Here is a 17,809-nt window from a genome sequence, read left to right as displayed (position 1 = left end):
TTTTACACCCGCCCCGTTCGGCGCGCGGCCGGGGGGTCCCCCCCCGCCCCGCTGGGGGGTGGGGGCGGGCGGCGGGCGGGGGGGGGGGTCGCCTGTGTAGTGCGCCAACAGAAGAAAACGTCGAGCACTGCCGCAACGACCCCACCCGGCCCTGCGGGCCACCCTCCCCTCAAGGGGGAGGGGGACGTCGTCCCCATCCTCTTCTACCGCTCGATGCTGCTCGCCGCCGATGTCGCGCCCATCGACGCATTGTTCGAAGCGCTCGGGCAGCGTGGCATCGTCCCCGTCCCCATCTTCGTCTCCAGCCTCAAGGACCCGGCATCGCTCGCCTTTGTCGAAACCGCGCTGTCGACGCTGAACCCTGCGGCCATCATCACCGCCACGGCGTTCGCCTCCGGCGCCGAGCCCGGTGTTGAAACCCTGTTCGACCGTGCGGGTGTGCCGGTATTCCAGGTCATCGTCGCGACGACACGCCGTGACATCTGGCAAAACAACCAGCGTGGCCTCGCGCCCGCCGACCTCGCAATGCACGTCGTCCTGCCCGAACTCGACGGCCGCATCCTTGCCGGCGCCATATCCTTCAAGGGCGAGGTCGAAACCGACCCGGCGCTGGCCTTCCACGCCTTCGCCAACCGGCCGGAGCCGGACCGCGTGGCGCAGGTGGCGAACCGTGTCAAGGCGTTCGTGCGCCTGCAGCGGACGCCGCGCGCCGAGCGCAAGCTGGCCATCCTGATCCCCGACTATCCAAGCGCGCCCGGCCGCACCGGCTACGCCGTCGGCCTCGACGTGCCGTCCAGCGCGCTGGCGATGCTGCACGACCTGAGCGAGCAGGGCTACACCGTTGAAGGGATTCCGCAAACGCCGCGCGCGTTGCTGGAGATGCTGGAAGCCGGCGGGCAGGGATTGGCCTTGCACGATTACATGGCCTTTTCGGCAGAGTTGCCTGAAGCCGCGCTTAGTGCGGTCGAGGCGGCGTGGGGTAAGGCGGAAGACGAGACGGGATTACGCGAGGCACCCCCCTCTGTCCTGCCGGACATCTCCCCCGCAAGGGGGGAGATCGGCAATTCCAACGCCGTCGCTCATCCTGCAACGTTCGAAGTTGGCGAAAGCGGAGATGAGAGCGCAATCTCCCCCCTTGCGGGGGAGATGTCCGGCAGGACAGAGGGGGGTGTTCAAGCGCCGACCGCCGCAAATTTCCCCTTCCGCGCCGCCAGCTTCGGCAACATCACCGTAGCACTCGCCCCCGATCGCGGCCGTTCAGTCGACCGCCGCGCCGACTATCACGACCCGACCTTGCCGCCCCGCCATGCGCTGATCGCCTTTGGCCTGTGGCTGCGCAAGTCGCTCGATGTCCACGCCCTCGTCCATGTCGGCGCCCACGGCACGCTGGAATGGCTGCCCGGCAAGACAGTGGCGCTCAGCGAATCCTGTTTTCCCGAGATCGTCACCGGGCCCCTGCCCGTCATTTATCCCTTCATCGTCTCCAACCCGGGAGAGGCCGCACAAGCCAAGCGGCGCATCGCCGCCGTCACCCTCGGCCATTTGCCGCCGCCGCTGACCGGCGCCGGGCTTGACGAAAACCAGCAGCAGCTTGAACGGCTGGTCGACGAATATGCCCAGGCTGACGGGCTCGACCGCCGCCGCCGCGACCGCCTGGCGAAGCTGATCGTTGAAACAGCTCAAAAGACCGGGCTCGCATCGGAGGCCGGCGTCGCCGGGACCGACGCCCCCGACGAGGCGCTGCGCCGCATCGACGCCTGGCTCTGCGATCTGAAGGACTTCGCCATCAAGGACGGCCTCCACATCTTTGGCCGCTCAGCCGAGGGCGAGACCGATCCGCTGCGCGAGCAAAGCGCGGCGGCCGAGAAGGCAGCGCTCCTCGCGGCCCTCGACGGCCGCCATGTCGCTGCCGGCCCTGCCGGTGCGCCCGCGCGTGGTCGGCGCGATGTGCTGCCGACCGGCCGCAATCTGTTCACATCAGACCCGCGCACCATGCCGACACCGACATCCTTCGATCTCGGCAGGGCGGCGTCCGACGAGGTCTTGCGCAGCTACATGCAATCGCATGGCGACTGGCCGCGTTCGCTGGTCATCGACCTCTGGGGCTCGGCCTCGCTGCGCACCGGCGGCGAGGAGATCGCGCAAGGCCTGGCGCTGATGGGCTGCCGGGCGCAATGGGATTGCGCCACCGGCCGCGTCACCGGCATCGAGGTGCTGCCGCCGGCCGCCCTTGGCCGGCCGCGCGTCGATGTCACCTGGCGCATTTCAGGCCTGTTCCGCGACATGTTCCCGACCCAGATCGCGCTGATCGATGCGGCCGCCAGCGCCGTCGCCGCCCGCGACGAGGACGCGGTGGAAAACCCGCTTGCGGCAAAAACCCGCGCCGACGGCAAGGTCAGCCCGCGCATTTTCGGCACCTCGCCCGGCACGTACGGCGCCGGCGTCGAGGATTTATTGTCGAGCGGCGACTGGGCCGCGCGCGAAGAGATCGGCCGCGCCTATCTCGACGCCACTTCGCATGCCTATGGCGGGGCCGAGGGCGAAGGGATTTCGGCGCCCGGCGCGTTCGAGGATCGTATCGCCGAGGCCGACCTTCTCGTCCATACGGGAGATGATCCCGGCCGCGACATTTTGGAAGGCTCCGCCGATGTCGCCTTCATCGGCGGTTTTTCAGCGGCGCTTGCGGCACTCGGCAAGAACGCGGACGTGATCGTCCTCGACACCACGGACCCGGAAAAGCCGAAGCCGTGCTCGGTTGGAGAAGCCGTATCTCGGGTAGTTCGCGCCCGCGCTGTCAACCCGCGCTTCATATCAGGCCAGATGCGACACGGGCCGCGCGGCGCCTCGGAATTCGCCGAGACGGTCGACCGGCTGATCGGTTTCGCCGAGACCACCCACGCCATATCGGGCACCCTGATCGAGGCCGTATATGACGCATATCTTGGCGATCCCCTGGTTCGCGCCTTCATCCTGCGCGAAAACCCTTCCGCCGCGAAGGTCATCGCCGAGCGCTTCCTGTCGGCACGGCGGCGCGGTCTCTGGCATCCGCTGCGCAATTCGATCGATGACGATCTCGTCGCCTTGATTGCCGAGGCCCAGGCGCTGGAGGTGGCGGCATGAACGCCTTCTCCCGCCGCGGCGCCTGCCCCGCTTTGTCCGCGCCGATGCAGACCGGCGACGGCCTTCTGGTGCGGCTCAACCCGGTCGCTGGAGGACTCTCGCCGAAATCCTTGATCGGACTAGGTGAATCCGCCTTGCGGCATGGCAACGGCATCATGGAAGTGACCGCACGTGGCAGCCTTCAAATACGCGGCCTGACTCCGACAAGCGCGCGGCTGCTAGCGATTGAGGTCGACGCGCTCGGCATAGCCGTGCGCACTGGCGTGCCGGTCGAGACCGGCCCGCTTGCGGGGCTCGATCCGCTTGAAATCGCCGACCCGCGTCCCCTGGCTGATCGTATTCGTGCAGCGGCTGAAGAAGCCGGCCTTCCGCCGCGCCTTGGCCCAAAGGTTTCGGTGATCGTCGATGGCGGCGGACAGTTGGTCATGGATGCGGTGACTGCCGATGTCAGGCTGGCTGCCGTGCGGATGGACGTGGGTGTGCGTTGGCTGGTAGCCGTTGCCGGCGACAGGCAGAATGCGACGCCGCTCGTCATGGTCGAGGAAGATGCGGCCCGTGATATCGCCGTCGCGATCCTAAGGATGGTTGCCGAAAAAGGCCGCGAAGCCCATGGACGGGATTTGACGGAGAGACAGCTCACATCTCTCGCAAGTTGGCACTCCGTCACACCCCCCTCTGTCCTGCCGGACATCTCCCCCGCAGGGGGGGAGATCGGCAGCTTCATCGCAGGCTCTTCCTTGGCAGCCTTGAATATTGGTGAAAGCAGAAATGACGGCGCAATCTCCCCCCTTGCGGGGGAGATGTCCGGCAGGACAGAGGGGGGTGCGCAGGATCACCTCCCTCTCAAACTGTCCGAGTCAACGGCGTCGCCGATCGGGCCCTTCGCCCTCACAAGCGATGCAACCGCCCTCGGCATCGGCCTACCCTTCGGCAGCATGCCCGCGCAAAAACTCATCGAGCTCACGCAACACGCCCTCACCTTCGGCGCGACCAAAATCCGCTTGGCGCCGGGCCGCGCGCTGCTTTTCCTCGGCCTGCCACCGGCCGCCTGCCACTCGCTCCAGCAAGCCGCCAATAACCTCGGCTTCGTCACCGACGCAGCCGATCCGCGCACCAGGATCGCCGCCTGCCCGGGTGCGCCAGCCTGCGCCTCCGGCCGGATCGCGACGCGTGACATCGCCGATACCATCGCTGCAGAAAACTACGACCTCTTCGACTCCTCCTTTACGCTGCACATTTCCGGCTGCGCCAAGGGCTGTGCACATCCCGGCCCGGCGGCGCTGACACTGGTCGGCGGCGAAAACGGGGCCGGACTTGTCGTGGACGGGACGGCGAAGGCCCTTCCCGCCGGATACAGGCCAGGCTATGACGCCGCCCGCGGCGTTGGCCGCGTTGCCGCAGCGATCCGCCGCGCACGACTTCGAGGCGAAACTGCCGCCACTTGCCTGGCAAGGCTTGGCGCGGCCGGCATCACCGAACTCTATCGACAGGAATGAGCATGGCCGCCTACGATTACATCCATGACGGCACGGCGATCTATGAGCGCTCCTTCGCCATCATCCGCGCCGAGACTGACCTGTCGCGCTTTTCCGATGCCGAGGCCGACGTCGCCATCCGCATGATCCATGCTTGCGGCCAGGTCGAGGCTGCCAGGCACTTTGTTTTTTCGGAAGATTTTGTTGCCGCCGCGCGCACGGCGCTGGCGGCCGGCGCGCCGATCTTCTGCGACGCTCAGATGGTCTCGCACGGCGTCACGCGCGCCCGGCTGCCGGCCGGCAACGAAGTGATCTGCACCCTGCGCGATCCGCAAACCTCTGATATCGCCAAAAAGATCGGCAACACCCGCTCGGCCGCGGCTATCGACCTCTGGGGCGAGCGCATGGCTGGTTCGGTCGTCGCCATCGGCAATGCGCCGACAGCGCTTTTCTATCTGCTGGAAAGGCTGCGCGACGGCGGGCCGAAACCGGCTGTTATCATCGGCATGCCGGTCGGTTTCGTTGGCGCTGCCGAATCGAAGGACGCGTTGGCCGAGAATTCCTATGGCGTGCCCTACGCCATCGTGCGCGGCAGGCTGGGCGGCAGCGCCATGACCGCCGCAGCACTCAACGCACTGGCGAGGCCGGGCCTTTGAACGCGATCGCAAAAGGCCGGCTTGTCGGCGTCGGAACCGGTCCCGGCGACCCCGAACTGCTGACGCTCAAAGCCGTGCGCGCGCTTGCCGAGGCCGACGTGGTCGCGCATTTCGCCAAGCGCGGCAACAACAGCAATGCGCGCGCCATCGTCGGCGCGCATCTTCGTCCTGATTTGATTGAATTGCCGCTGCTCTATCCCGTGACCACCGAAATCGACAAGGAGCACAGCGATTACCGGTCGCAGATAGCGGATTTCTACGAAGAGTCCACCGAAAAAGTCGCCGAGCACCTCAGCGCCGGCAGAATGGTCGCCGTGCTTTCGGAAGGCGACCCACTGTTCTACGGCTCCTATATGCACCTGCATGTCCGGCTGGCGCACCGCTTCCCGACAGCGGTCATTCCCGGCGTCACCGCCATGTCCGGCTGCTGGTCGGCGACCGGCTTGCCGATCGTCCAGGGCGACGACGTGCTGACCGTGTTGCCCGGCACAATGAGCGAATTCGAACTGACGCGCCGCCTCGCCGACACCGACGCCGCCGTCATCATGAAGGTCGGCCGCAACCTGCCCAAGATCAGGCGAGCACTGGAAGCGACCGACAAGCTGGCGCGTGCCGTCTATGTCGAGCGCGGCACCATGCCGGGCGGCGTCTCGATGCGGCTGGCCGACAAGCAGGACGACAAGGCGCCCTACTTCGCCATTGTGCTGGTGGCCGGCTGGTCAGGCCGGCCCGCCGCATTGGGAGCCGAAGCATGAGCGGCAGCCTGACCGTCATCGGCCTCGGACCCGGCAATGCCGACCAGGTGACGCCGGAAGCGAGTCGCGCCCTCGCCGAGGCAAAATTCTTCTACGGCTACAAGCCGTATCTCGACCGGCTCGATCTGCGCCCCGACCAGACCCGCGTCGCCTCTGATAATCGCGAAGAGCTATCCCGCGCCAAGGACGCGCTGGCGATGGCCGCGCAGGGCCACGATGTCGCCGTCGTCTCGGGCGGCGACCCCGGGGTCTTTGCCATGGCAGCGGCGGTCTGCGAGGCGATCGAGGCCGGACCGGCGGAATGGCGTGCCGTTGACGTGGCGATGCTGCCGGGCATCACCGCCATGCTCGCTGTCGCTGCCCGCATCGGCGCACCGCTCGGCCATGATTTCTGCGCCATCTCGTTGTCCGACAATCTAAAACCCTGGGACCTGATCGAGCTGCGGCTGCTGGCGGCGGCGGGCGCCGGCTTCGTCATCGCGCTCTACAACCCGATCAGCAAGGCGCGCCCCTGGCAGCTTGGCCGCGCCTTCGAATGCCTCATGGCGATCCTGCCCGGCACCACGCCGGTCGTCTTCGGCCGCGCCGCCGGCCGTCCCGACGAGCGCATCGAGGTTTTTCTGCTGGCGGACGCCGATGCGGGAAAGGCCGATATGGCAACCTGCATCATCATCGGTTCGCCGGAAACCAGGATCATCAGGCGCGGTGAAAAACCGGCGCTGGTCTATACGCCGCGTTCGGCGGCGGGCCCAAGAAAATGACTGACCAGAAAATGATCGACCATTGCGGCAAGCGCTTCGACGGTTTCCGCCGACGGGACATCCGGCAGCGCCGGCCTGCGGATCATCACCACCTCGATGCCGAGCGCCCGCGCTGCGGCGATCTTGCCGTAGGTCGCCTCGCCGCCACTGTTCTTGGACACGACGACATCGACGTGGTGGTCGCGAAGCAGCGCATGTTCGTCCGCTTCCCGGAACGGCCCGCGCGCCAAGAGATAGGTCGCATCGGGCACAGCGAGCCTTGGCTCGACCGGATCGACGCTGCGGATGAGATAGTGATGTTGGGGTGCGGCCTCAAAAGCGGCGACCTCCTGCCGCCCGAGCGCCAGGAAAACGTGGCGCGGAGCCGACCCCAGCGCCGTCACCGCGCTGGCAACACTGTCGACCAGCGTCCACCGGTCGCCTGCGGCAGGCTCCCAGCCCGGGCGCCTGAGCGCAATGATCGGCACGCCGGCCTCATGCGCCGCTTCCGCGGCATTGGCGGAGATTTGCGCCGCATAGGGATGCGTGGCGTCGATCAGCAGGCCGACGTCGGTCTCGCGCAGATATGCCGCCAGCCCGTCGGCACCACCGAAACCACCCGTACGGGTGGGCACGTCTTGCGCGACAGGATTTTCGGTGCGGCCGGCCAGCGACAGCGTGAGCGACACATCGGCGCGCGCGGCCAGCTTTCCCGCCAGTTGCCGGGCTTCGGTGGTTCCGCCGAGGATCAGAATAGGGTGGGTCATCATGCCTGCTGAGGGTCCGCGCGGCGCCAAGCTCAACTCAAGATGGCTGACAATCGTCGGCATCGGCGAGGACGGTGTAGCGGGTCTCGGCGAAGAGGCCAAGCGACTGGTCGCCGAGGCCGAATTCGTCTTCGGCGGCACGCGCCACCTTGCCCTTGTCGCATCGCTCACCAAAGGCGAAGCACGCGCCTGGCCGACCCCTTTCGATGCAGAAATGCGCGACGTGCTGGCACTTGCGGGTAAAAAGGTCTGTGTGTTGGCCTCGGGCGATCCGTTCTTCCATGGTGTCGGCGTCACCCTTGCTCGCAAGATTTCTTCCCAAGAGATGCAGGTGATCCCCGCCCCTTCTGCCTTCTCGCTGGCCGCCGCCCGCCTCGGCTGGGCGCTACCGGATATCGAAACCATTTCGCTGCACGGCCGCTCGCTCGACCTGCTGCGGCCACTGCTGCACCCGGGCACCCGGATCCTTGCGCTGACCGCGGACGGCGACGCGCCGGCAGCGATTGCGCGCCTGCTGACCGAACTCGACTTCGGCGCCTCACGACTGACGATTCTGGAGGCACTGGGTGGCCCGAACGAAAGGCTGCGTTCGGCGCGCGCGGACGCCTTCGACCTCGAAAAGATCAGCCCGCTCAACGTGCTGGCAACCGAAGTTGACTCAATTTCAGAAGCACGCATCCTGCCGCTGACATCGGGCCTTGGCGATCATTTGTTCGAGCATGACGGCCAGATAACCAAGCGCGAGATCCGCGCCATCACCCTGTCCGCCCTCGCCCCCAGGCGCGGCGAATTGCTGTGGGACATCGGCGCCGGCTCGGGTTCGATCGGCATCGAATGGATGCTGGCCCATCCCTCCATGCGCGCCACTGCCATCGAGGCCGATCCAACCCGCGCCGCCCGCATCCACCGCAATGCTTCACATTGCGGCGTGCCCGGTCTTGTCGTGGTCGAAGGTTCGGCACCAAAGGCGCTTGCCAAGCTAGGCACGCCCGATGCCATCTTCATCGGCGGCGGCGGCAGCGATACCGGCGTGCTGGGCGCGGCCATCAAGGCACTGCGTGTTGGCGGCCGGCTGGTCGCCAACGCGGTGACGCTGGAGATGGAGGCGCTGCTTCTCGCCCGTCACGCCGCGCTCGGCGGCGACCTCACCCGCATCTCTATCTCCCGTGCTTCACCGGTTGGTTCGATGCAGGCATGGCGGCCGGCTATGCCGGTCACCCAATGGAGCTGGGTCAAGCCATGATGGTCGCGGGCATCGGCAGCCGCAAAGGCGTGGGTGTGCAAGACATTCTTGCGGCGATAGAAACCGCGCTGGAAGCGCATGGGCTGGCGATGACGGGGCTTTCGGCGCTCGCCACCGCTTCTCTGAAGCAGGACGAGCAGGCAATCTTCTCGGCGGGGCGCGAGCTAGCCCTGCCAGTGATCGTTGTCGAGGACGCTGCGCTCAGGGCCGCGTCTTCGCGTGCAATCAGCCGCTCGAGCCTGTCGCAGGAACATGCCGGCACGCCGTCGGTTTCCGAAGCCTCGGCGCTTGCTGCTGCCGGAAAAGGCGCGCAACTGCTTGGGCCGCGCACTGTCCTCGGCCCGGTCACCTGCGCCATCGCCATCAGCGGAGACGCGGCATGACCGTCCACTTCATCGGCGCCGGACCTGGCGCGGCCGACCTCATCACCTTGCGCGGCAGCAGACTGCTGGCAAGCTGCCCGGTCTGCCTCTATGCCGGCTCGATCGTCGCGCCGGAACTGTTGCAGCACTGCGCGCCCGGCACGAAATTGATCGACACCGCGCCGATGTCGCTCGACGAGATCGAGGCCGAGTACCTGGCGGCTCACCAGGCCGGCCACGATGTCGCCCGCCTGCATTCCGGTGATCTCTCGGTGTGGAGCGCCGTCGCCGAGCAGATCCGCCGGCTGGAAAAGCACGGCATCGCCTATACGCTGACGCCGGGCGTGCCCTCTTTCGCAGCCGCCGCGGCAGCGCTGCGTCGCGAACTGACCATTCCCGAAGTCGCGCAAAGCCTGGTGCTGACCCGCATCTCCGGCCGGGCCTCGAAAATGCCGCCCGGCGAAACCCTGGCCGGTTTCGGCCGCACCGGCGCGACGCTGGCCATTCATCTTGCCATCCACGCCATCGACCGTATCGTCGCCGAGTTGACGCCATTCTATGGCGCCGATTGCCCGGTGGCGGTCGTCTTCCGCGCTTCCTGGCCGGACGAGCGTGTACTGACCGGCACACTGGCGACAATCGAGGCGCAATTGGCCGCCGATCCGATGGAACGAACGGCAATCATCTTCGTCGGCCGCTCACTGGCAGCGGAAGGCTTTGGCGAGAGTTCACTTTACGACGCCCACTACCAGCGGCGTTTTCGCGGGCGGGACGGACTGTGAACGACGGTACCGGAAACAGAGGTGGAAACACCACAATCGAACAGGCTTTGGCCCGGCTGAACTTCAAACCGCGCCAGTTGGAGCCGGGCCAAGTCTGGCTGGCCGGCGCCGGCCCCGGTGATCCCGGCTGCCTGACGCTGGAAGTTCTGGCCGCGCTTGGGCAGTGCGATGCGCTCGTCTACGACGCGCTGGTATCGCCCGATATCGTCGCTGTCGCCGAGGCCGCGGAGCTGTTCTACGCCGGCAAGCGCGGCGGCCAGCCATCGATGAAGCAGGACGACATCACCGCTCTGCTGGTTCGGCTGGCGCGAGAAGGTCGCCGCGTCGTCAGGCTGAAGGGTGGCGACCCCTATATTTTCGGTCGCGGCGGCGAAGAGGCGCTGGCGCTGGCGCGCGAAAACATCCCGTTCCGCGTCCTATCCGGCCTGACTTCGGGCCTCAGCGCGCTTGCCGGTGCCGGTATCCCGGCCACCATGCGCGGCATCAACAAGGCGGTGATCCTGGCCACCGGCCACGCCGCCGGCACCGATGACGACCTCGACTGGGCAGCAATCGCCCGCACCGGCCAGCCGATCGTCGTCTATATGGGCATGGCCAATCTGCCCCTGATATCAGCCTCGCTGCTCGGGGGCGGACTGGCGCCGTCGACGCCGGCGGCAGTGATCGTTGCCGCGACGCCGCCCCAGGCGGGGATGGGCGTCGCCCCGGTAGCCACCATCGCCGAGGAAGCGGCTGCCGCCGGCCTTGCCGCGCCGGCGCTGATCGTCGTCGGCGGCATCGTCGCGATGCGCGCGGCATTGGCGGGCGCGGCAGGACCCGCGCGATCATCATCGGCGCGCCGCGCTCGGGCTCGGGCAAGACCAGCGTCACCATCGGTATCCTGCGCGCGCTCGCCAGGCGCGGCCTGAAAGTGCGCGGCGCCAAGTCGGGCCCCGACTATATCGATCCCGGCTTCCACACCGCCGCGACAGGCCTTTCCGGTGTCAATCTCGACAGCTGGGCGATGCCACCTGCGCTGCTCAACGCGCTGGCAGGCGACGCAACTGAAGACGCCGATTTCATCTTCCTCGAAAGCGCCATGGGCCTGTTCGACGGGATTCCCGCTGCTCCAGGCCGCACCGGCTCGGCCGCAGACCTTGCCCGGCTCTACGGCCTGCCGGTGCTGCTGGTGCTCGACGTTTCCGGGCAGTCGACCACGGCGGCGGCCGTCGCCAAGGGTTTTGCTACCTATGACCCCGATGTGCGCATGGCCGGCGTCGTGCTCAATCGGCTGGGCAGCGAGCGCCACCGCCGGCTTTGCAGCGACGCGATCGAAGCGCTCGATCTGCCAGTGGTCGGCGCGATCCTGCGCGACCCGACGCTCAATCTGCCGGAGCGCCATCTCGGCCTCGTTCAGGCCGGCGAGTATGAGAATTTGATGGCGCATCTCGACCGGCTGGCTGACATGGTCGAACAGTCGCTCGACCTCGACGCCGTTATGGCGCTGGCGGCGCCATTTGAACCTGCGCCGGGCAACTTCAGCGACGCGCTGCCACCGCCCGGCCAGCGCATCGCACTGGCCGAGGATGCCGCCTTCACCTTTCTCTATCCGCATGTCGCCGCGCATTGGCGCAAGGCCGGGGCGCAAATCGTCCCCTTCTCGCCACTCGCCGACGAGGCGCCCAGCGACAATTGCGATGTCTGCTGGCTGCCCGGCGGCTATCCCGAGCTTCACGCCGGCCGCCTCGCGGCGGCCGCGAATTTCCGGGCCGGCATTGAGGCGATTTCGGCCACGCGGCCGGTGCATGGCGAGTGCGGCGGCTTCATGGTGCTCGGCGAAGCGCTGGAGGACGTATCGGGCGAGACGCACAGGATGCTCGGCCTGCTCGGTCATTCGACCAGTTTTGCCAAGCGAAAGATGAATCTCGGCTACCGCGAGGCGCGGCTGCGTGCCGATTGCCCGCTTGGAGCCCAAGGCGCGCTGATCCGCGGCCACGAATTCCACTATGCGCAGATGAGCGCGACTGGCAATGACGAGCCATTGGCCGACCTCGCTGACGGCCAGGGCAATCCGCTCGGCGCCTCCGGCTACCGCCGCGGCCATGTCAGCGGCACGTTCTTCCATGCCATTGCGAGAGGCTAGAGCATGATCCCGAACCGGAGGTCCGCGTCAGCGAAAAGTGGGAACCGGTTTTCGGAATAGATCATGCTCAAACTCAAGGACATGCCCCCTTCGCCCCGCCAAGCGCTCGATGACATCGCGCTCTGCTTCGTCTTCTTCACCCGGCTGCCGCTGCCGGTCGTCGATTTCCGGGACCGCAGCCTTGCTGCCGCGATCTGGGCAGCGCCGGTCGCCGGCCTCGCCGTCGCTCTGATTGGCGCCTTGGTTTACGCGATCGGGACCTGGCTCGGGCTTGCCGCCGGTCCGGCAGCAGGACTGACCCTAGCCGCAACCTTGCTCGCCACCGGCTGCATGCATGAGGACGGACTTTCGGATGTCGCCGACGGTTTTGGCGGCGGCAAGACGCGCGAGAAAAAACTGGAGATCATGCGCGACAGCCGTATCGGCGCCTACGGCGCTTGTGCGCTCGGTCTCTCGCTGCTGATCCGCTGGAGTGTGCTTTCGGAATTCGCCAGCCCGGCGCAGGTTCTCGCCGCTCTCATTGCCGCGCATGCCGCTTCGCGCGGCCTGCTCGGCGCTTTCATGCATCTGTTGCCGCCGGCTCGCAGCGACGGTCTCTCGGTTGACGCAGGCACCGTGTCGGCCGAAACCGCCATTGCCGGTGCCGTGCTCGGCGCCGTCGCGCTGCTGACGCTAGGGTTCGGTGGCGCGGTCGCCGCGCTCATCCTGCTCGGCCTGTTGTTTGCCGCCTTCCGTATGCTGTGCCTCAGCCAGATCGGCGGCCAGACCGGCGACACGGTCGGCGCGCTGCAGCAGTTTGGCGAAATCGCAATCCTGCTCGTCGCTTCCGTTTGCCTTTCCTGACTCTGTTTCGGAGACTTTGCCCCCATGCCTTTCAAATCGCTTGATGAATTGCGCGCGGCCTGCCTCGATCTGCCTGCCGGCAGCGACGCCGCGGCAAATGCCGTCGCCCGCCGCCAAAACACGCTGACCAAGCCGCAAGGCAGTCTCGGCCGGCTGGAGACCATAGCGGCCTGGCTTGCTCGCTGGCAGGGCCGCGACATGCCGCAGCTCGACCGCGTCAAAGTCTTCGTCTTTGCCGGCAACCACGGCGTCACCGCACAGGGTGTGTCGGCCTTCCCGTCAGAGGTCACCGTGCAGATGGTGGCGAATTTCGCCGGCGGCGGCGCCGCCATCAACCAACTCGCCCGCATCGCCGGCGCCGAACTCGACGTCATTCCGCTCGACCTCGACCGTCCGACCGGCGACTTCACGCAAGAGCCGGCAATGGTCGACGAGGCGTTCCTCGCCGCCGTTGCGGCCGGCTACGGCGCGGTGACGAAAGACCTCGACCTCGTCTGTTTCGGCGAAATGGGCATCGGCAACACCACGCCGGCGGCCGCCATTTCGGCCGCCCTGTTTGGCGGCGGCGCGGAAAAATGGACCGGGCGCGGCACCGGCGTCGACGATGCCGGCCTGGTACGCAAGATCACCGCCATCGAGGCTGGCCTCAAGCGCCACGCCGGGGGCCTTGCCGATCCGCTGAAGATCGCGGCAGCCCTTGGCGGGCGCGAACTCGGCGCCATTTTCGGTGCGACGCTAGCCGCACGCCATCACGGCGTGCCTGTGCTGCTCGACGGCTTCGTCTGCACCGCCGCCGCCGCACCGCTGGCAAGATTGCACCCCGCCGGCCTCGCCCACACGCTTGCCGCCCATGTCTCGGCCGAATCCGGCCACCGCCGCCTGCTCGAGGCGCTCGGCCTGCCGCCGCTGCTCGATCTCGGCATGCGGCTCGGCGAAGGTTCTGGCGCCTGCCTCGCCGTCAACATAATCCGCTCGGCGCTCGAATGCCATGCCCGCATGGCAAGTTTTGCGGAGGCTGGTGTTTCGGAGAAGTAAAAGGCTCGGTCTACCGGCCCTTTGCGCCTAGTGGAGTGTTTGAGCTGGGGACATCGCGAACAGTTTGCCATCCTACCGAGCAGGGCATGTTTCTATTTTCTGGTGTCGGGACCTAGGCGTCGAAGACGCCGGCGGCAGCGATTGGGCGAAAGGCGACGGACTGCGAGCACCGTAACATAGAAAGAATCCAGGAAGAGGTGAATTCTCCACCGGCTAAAGCCGGTGGCTTCCGGTTACGGCTTAGAGCCGGATCGGTCCGCCGTTCGGCGGACTCAGGTCACGTCAAATTGGTCGTCAGGTTCCGGCGGCGTTTGGTTGACGATGTACTCCATCCACATTTCATCCGTCACGTTGCCGCTCGTGCAAACCCAGTAGCCCCCGCGCCCACAGAAGCTGTCCCCAGTAGCGCTTGCGCGACGATTTGAACTCGCTCAGCAGTTTGTGCGAACTGCGCCCCTTCAGATACTGCACCGCTCGTGACACGCTCAGATCCGGCGGGATCGACAGCAGCAGGTGGATGTGATCACGGTTTACACTACCCGCATGTATCAGAATCTCATGCGCCCGCGCCGTCTCACGTATCAGCTCTCGGCAGCGCTGCCCGACGTCCCCGCCAAGCACTTGGTAGCGGTACTTCGTGATCCACACTATGTGATATTTGCAGTCCCAAATCGTGTGACTGCCACGCTTTGTAGCTCTCCATTCCGCCAGTCTACATGCGCAGCGCCGCAATCCCATGCCGGCTAAAGCCGGGGGGTTTACAGATCCCCTATCGGGGACTCTAAGCCCCTCTCTTCGCCGGCGGAAGCTGCGTGATTGGGAGGCCTATTTACAAGGCAGCGGGTAAAGCCGTGCCATGGCCTTGATCATCAGCGACTGCACCCGAGTGAAAGGCTCTTCGGTCAGGTCGTCGAGGTTGAGGTTCTCATTGACCTCGTCGACCACTTCCATAGCCAGATCCGTGTCCATGTTCGCGTCACCGCAAATGAGCTTCGCTTCTACCAATCCCCTGTGGAACTGAATGACATCGGTGGCGAACTCGGTGAATGCTGCCTGCTCCGCGTCCGTCAGGGACATGGGCCAGTCAAGGAAAAGCTTGAAGATGCCCGAACGCCGTGCGGTGGACGACATGACGCTGTCATAGGCCAGCGCCCGGTCGGTCGCGTCCCGCCGTTGCTGAAGTCCTTCCGCGCTGTCGTAGGGTGCCGTGATCTTGACGGACAGGTACCAGTTCGAAGCTCCATAGGCAGCGATCGCGGCGGCCAGTCCGGCTAGGATGCCGTAGGCGATCCAGCGGTCCTTGCGGGTTACGGGCTTGGCGGACTCGTGGCCGAAAAGTGCGAGCGTCGCGAGGCTGTCGATGTTGACTTCGATGAGGCGGTCCCACTGCTCGGCGGCCTGGCCTTGCGGGTGTCCGTCCCCTTCCGGATCATCGCCATCGTCTGGGCGTTCGGGAGGTCAATTACTTCCGGTTCGTCGCCTCCTGAGAGCTGGTCGACGTAGTGCCCGGCCGAGTGCACCCAAGCCGCACGCGCCCACTTCCCGGCCTGCTCCAATGTCTCCGCGTCGACACCTTCCTTGCGGGCGGATTGGACCGCGCCGACGGCGGCTAGCTGCACCGCCATCTTGGGGAACGCGACTTGGCGCTCGCGGATGATAGCGTGCTCGCCGTCGCCCTTGAGGCCTGCGATATGATCAACATAGGCGATGCAATAGGAGAGCGCGCCTCCAGCTTCGCGGATGCGCTGGTAGTGCCCCGCGGCCTCCGCCTTGATCTTCTCGAACTTCTCGTCCGCTTTCGCCATCGACCCCCCCCCGTCGTCCCCACAGTAGGTTTGCATTCCTCGGGTGTTTTGTCGACGGGTCGATATTGACGCGGTCAGAAGAGCTCAGCCCTAGGCCGTGTGGACACTACCGCAGCCATAGGACGATGGCCGCGAGAGTGACAACGGCGCGGTAATTGCGGGCGGTTTTCTCGAAGCGGGTTGCGACCCGGCGGAACTGCTTGAGCTTGGAGAAGCAGCATTCGACGAGATGACGCTGGGCTTAGAGGTGCTTGTCGAGCGGATATTTGAGCGACCGCGATGGGTTGTTTGGGATGACGGCGACCGCATCCTTGGCGGCGATGGCTTGGCGTAAATGGTCAGCGTCATAGGCGGTGTCGGCCATGACCATCTCGGCGGACAGTCCTTCGATCGAGGCTGCCGCTTGCGGCGCATCGCCCTTTTGACCTGCAGTAAGCGTGAACCGCACAGGGCACCCTAAGCCGCGAACGGCCATGTGGATCTTGGTGCTCAGGCCGCCGCGGGAGCGACCAAGGGCTTGATCTTCAGACCCCCTTTTTTGGCCCCGGCCGCATGTTGGTGGGCCCGGACGATGGTGGAATCGATGATTAGATATTCGAAGTCCGGATCATCGGACATCGCCTCGAAGATGCGCCACCAGACACCCTTGCTGCTCCATCGACTGAAGCGGCGGAATACGCTGTTCCAATCGCCGAATACATCGGGAAGATCGCGCCAGGCGGAGCCCGTTCGTACAATCCATAGCACCGCCTCGACGAACATCCGGTTACCCCGGCCCGTCGATCCCTTCTGGTCAGGACGCCCGATGATCAGCGGCGACAGCCGCTCCCACGCCCCGTCACTCAATATCAACCGATCCATCACGCCCAAGGCTGCCTCCAAAAAGCAGTCTTGAATCACGCTTCGATCAAAAAGGGAATCCTAAGAGTCCACACGGCCTAGTGCCTGAAGCCCTGTGGATGTATTGTGGCCCGGCTTTGGAGCCATGGGGGGCGCTATGAAAGAGAAACTTGCTGCGATCGGCGAGGCCGATGCGCTGGCGCTGCCGCAGCGCCAACCGAGGAATCACTGGCCGTTCTTCTTTGTACTCCTTGTTCCAGCCTATTTGCTGAACGCGGCGACCAGCTCGAGCTGGGCGGCTGCCGCTGGCTACGTGGCCGTTCCGGCGGTCATCGGATATTTCATCCTGAAACGCGCGACAAGTTTTGGCGTCTTGGCAGCAGGGTACATGGTTTTCGCTGCGATCCTGTTCGGGCTGGTTGGCAAGGATGCATACAATGCCGTCGAAGGCGCAGAGAAGTCGATCCTGACAGGCTGCATGGAGCGCAACGAGGAAGTGGCACAGCTGCCGAGCGAGCAGGAGAAGAATACCTACTGCACGTGCTACTCCGGCAAGATGGCCACGCCCGTAGTTTGGATGGCCAGCACGGCCTTCCTGACGTTCCGCCAGCCTACGCCCATCCAGAACAACCCGCAGATGATATCCATCGCTACCGAAGCGTCGATGCAATGTGCGGCCCTGCTTTGAGCCGCCCCCGGAGATGAGACGCCTATTTTTTTTCAGTCTGGCCGTGTTTGTCCTCTCTACTGCGGCATGGGCTCAGCCCACGCCTGACGAGAAACTGGCAGCCTTCGATCCTTTCGAGACGCTCTATATCCTGCGGGTCGCCGAGAACGGAGTCATGGCCGACGTTCGGCTGATCCTCGCCGATCCAGAGAATGAGAAGGACGGGTACCTGTGGGCGATGAAGGTGCTTGCGTTCGACTTCGCCCTCCTGAGCAAGCTTGCCGCGCCGCACCATACCGAGGTCAGCAAAATCTATGAGGAGCGTTCCGAAATCTATGCGCGCTACGTCCGCGGCGAAAGCGACGACGTCAAACTGAAGGCCGAAGAAAAGGCCAACGAGGACCGCAAGAACGCGAACTACAACAAGCGCTTCGAGGCGTACTCGGACACCGACAAGGCCGCCGCTCAACTCCGTAAGGTGGCTTTGGACAATGCCGCGCGTGAGGTCGGCAACGCCGTCATAGGGCAGGCAAAAATCTTCGCATCGGAAAGACCCAAATAGGAATTCGTTCTTGCTTCGCTCCTGCCGGACAAGCC

17 protein-coding genes and 2 pseudogenes are annotated in these 17,809 nt (G+C 65.7%); 14 read left to right on the top strand and 5 right to left on the bottom strand.

What is annotated here, in order from left to right; all coding sequences use genetic code 11:
* Nucleotides 1–99: 99 nt before the first annotated feature.
* From NKH12_RS07475 to NKH12_RS07455, 5 genes are read left to right on the top strand one after another with little or no spacing between them, the layout of a single operon-like run.
* Nucleotides 100–3,120 carry a cobaltochelatase subunit CobN gene (locus NKH12_RS07475; RefSeq protein ID WP_352952553.1) on the top strand — a complete coding sequence of 1,007 codons (3,021 nt, stop codon included), beginning with the start codon at nt 100–102 and terminating at the stop codon, nt 3,118–3,120.
* On the top strand, nt 3,117–4,616 hold the full coding sequence (gene cobG / locus NKH12_RS07470; RefSeq protein ID WP_352952552.1) for a precorrin-3B synthase: 1,500 nt from the start codon (nt 3,117–3,119) through the stop codon (nt 4,614–4,616). Before NKH12_RS07475 ends, cobG begins: the two co-directional genes overlap by 4 nt.
* Nucleotides 4,617–4,618: 2 nt before the next feature.
* Nucleotides 4,619–5,251: a precorrin-8X methylmutase gene (locus NKH12_RS07465; protein ID WP_352952551.1), complete on the top strand. Its 633-nt coding sequence runs from the start codon at nt 4,619–4,621 to the stop codon at nt 5,249–5,251.
* Complete coding sequence (locus NKH12_RS07460; protein ID WP_352952550.1) at nt 5,248–6,006, top strand: precorrin-2 C(20)-methyltransferase; 759 nt, start codon at nt 5,248–5,250, stop codon at nt 6,004–6,006. The genes NKH12_RS07465 and NKH12_RS07460 overlap by 4 nt, the downstream gene beginning before the upstream one ends.
* Entirely contained in the window at nt 6,003–6,767 is a 765-nt protein-coding gene (locus NKH12_RS07455) for a precorrin-3B C(17)-methyltransferase (protein WP_352952549.1), read from the top strand. The genes NKH12_RS07460 and NKH12_RS07455 overlap by 4 nt, the downstream gene beginning before the upstream one ends.
* Here the strand turns inward: NKH12_RS07455 and NKH12_RS07450 are convergent.
* Nucleotides 6,731–7,513, bottom strand: coding sequence for a cobalt-precorrin-6A reductase (locus NKH12_RS07450; protein WP_352952561.1), 783 nt, complete (start codon nt 7,511–7,513; stop codon nt 6,731–6,733). The two genes, NKH12_RS07455 and NKH12_RS07450, sit on opposite strands and share 37 nt — an antisense overlap.
* Before the next feature lies 1 nt (nt 7,514).
* On the opposite strand from NKH12_RS07450, the gene cbiE reads away from it, so the two are divergent.
* From cbiE to cobT, 7 genes are all read left to right on the top strand, one after another.
* Nucleotides 7,515–8,756, top strand: a complete 1,242-nt coding sequence (gene cbiE, locus NKH12_RS07445) for a precorrin-6y C5,15-methyltransferase (decarboxylating) subunit CbiE (protein WP_352952548.1) — start codon at nt 7,515–7,517, stop codon at nt 8,754–8,756.
* Nucleotides 8,753–9,139, top strand: a complete 387-nt coding sequence (locus NKH12_RS07440; protein ID WP_352952547.1) for a cobalamin biosynthesis protein — start codon at nt 8,753–8,755, stop codon at nt 9,137–9,139. Before cbiE ends, NKH12_RS07440 begins: the two co-directional genes overlap by 4 nt.
* Nucleotides 9,136–9,900: a precorrin-4 C(11)-methyltransferase gene (gene cobM / locus NKH12_RS07435; protein WP_352952546.1), complete on the top strand. Its 765-nt coding sequence runs from the start codon at nt 9,136–9,138 to the stop codon at nt 9,898–9,900. The genes NKH12_RS07440 and cobM overlap by 4 nt, the downstream gene beginning before the upstream one ends.
* Nucleotides 9,897–10,808 (top strand): uroporphyrinogen-III C-methyltransferase, encoded by a 912-nt coding sequence (cobA, locus tag NKH12_RS07430; protein WP_352952545.1) that lies wholly within the window; start codon nt 9,897–9,899, stop codon nt 10,806–10,808. The genes cobM and cobA overlap by 4 nt, the downstream gene beginning before the upstream one ends.
* Nucleotides 10,697–12,022, top strand: coding sequence for a cobyrinic acid a,c-diamide synthase CobB (locus NKH12_RS07425; protein ID WP_352952560.1), 1,326 nt, complete (start codon nt 10,697–10,699; stop codon nt 12,020–12,022). The genes cobA and NKH12_RS07425 overlap by 112 nt, the downstream gene beginning before the upstream one ends.
* Before the next feature lie 63 nt (nt 12,023–12,085).
* Nucleotides 12,086–12,865 carry an adenosylcobinamide-GDP ribazoletransferase gene (locus NKH12_RS07420; protein ID WP_352952544.1) on the top strand — a complete coding sequence of 260 codons (780 nt, stop codon included), beginning with the start codon at nt 12,086–12,088 and terminating at the stop codon, nt 12,863–12,865.
* A gap of 24 nt (nt 12,866–12,889) precedes the next feature.
* Nucleotides 12,890–13,900: a nicotinate-nucleotide--dimethylbenzimidazole phosphoribosyltransferase gene (gene cobT / locus NKH12_RS07415; protein WP_352952543.1), complete on the top strand. Its 1,011-nt coding sequence runs from the start codon at nt 12,890–12,892 to the stop codon at nt 13,898–13,900.
* 272 nt (nt 13,901–14,172) lie between these two features.
* On the opposite strand, the pseudogene tnpA reads toward cobT, so the two are convergent.
* The 4 genes and pseudogenes from tnpA to NKH12_RS07395 all read right to left on the bottom strand — a co-directional run bounded on the left by tnpA (nt 14,173) and on the right by NKH12_RS07395 (nt 16,575).
* A pseudogene (gene tnpA, locus NKH12_RS07410) lies at nt 14,173–14,638 on the bottom strand (IS200/IS605 family transposase).
* Nucleotides 14,639–14,725: 87 nt separating this feature from the next.
* Entirely contained in the window at nt 14,726–15,031 is a 306-nt protein-coding gene (locus tag NKH12_RS07405; RefSeq protein ID WP_352952541.1) for a hypothetical protein, read from the bottom strand.
* 176 nt (nt 15,032–15,207) lie between these two features.
* Nucleotides 15,208–15,705 carry a hypothetical protein gene (locus NKH12_RS07400; RefSeq protein WP_352952540.1) on the bottom strand — a complete coding sequence of 166 codons (498 nt, stop codon included), beginning with the start codon at nt 15,703–15,705 and terminating at the stop codon, nt 15,208–15,210.
* 106 nt (nt 15,706–15,811) lie between these two features.
* A pseudogene (locus NKH12_RS07395) lies at nt 15,812–16,575 on the bottom strand (IS5 family transposase).
* Between the two features lie 94 nt (nt 16,576–16,669).
* Between NKH12_RS07395 and NKH12_RS07390 the strand changes: the two are divergent.
* On the top strand, nt 16,670–17,233 hold the full coding sequence (locus NKH12_RS07390) for a hypothetical protein (protein WP_352952539.1): 564 nt from the start codon (nt 16,670–16,672) through the stop codon (nt 17,231–17,233).
* A gap of 13 nt (nt 17,234–17,246) precedes the next feature.
* Entirely contained in the window at nt 17,247–17,774 is a 528-nt protein-coding gene (locus tag NKH12_RS07385) for a hypothetical protein (RefSeq protein ID WP_352952538.1), read from the top strand.
* The last annotated feature ends 35 nt before the right edge of the window (nt 17,775–17,809 follow it).

Origin of the sequence: Mesorhizobium sp. M1322, assembly GCF_040318085.1 — a bacterium.
GTDB lineage: Bacteria > Pseudomonadota > Alphaproteobacteria > Rhizobiales > Rhizobiaceae > Mesorhizobium.
The sequence above is the reverse complement of the archived record's forward strand: the minus strand, read 5'-3'. Positions and strand labels throughout refer to the sequence as shown.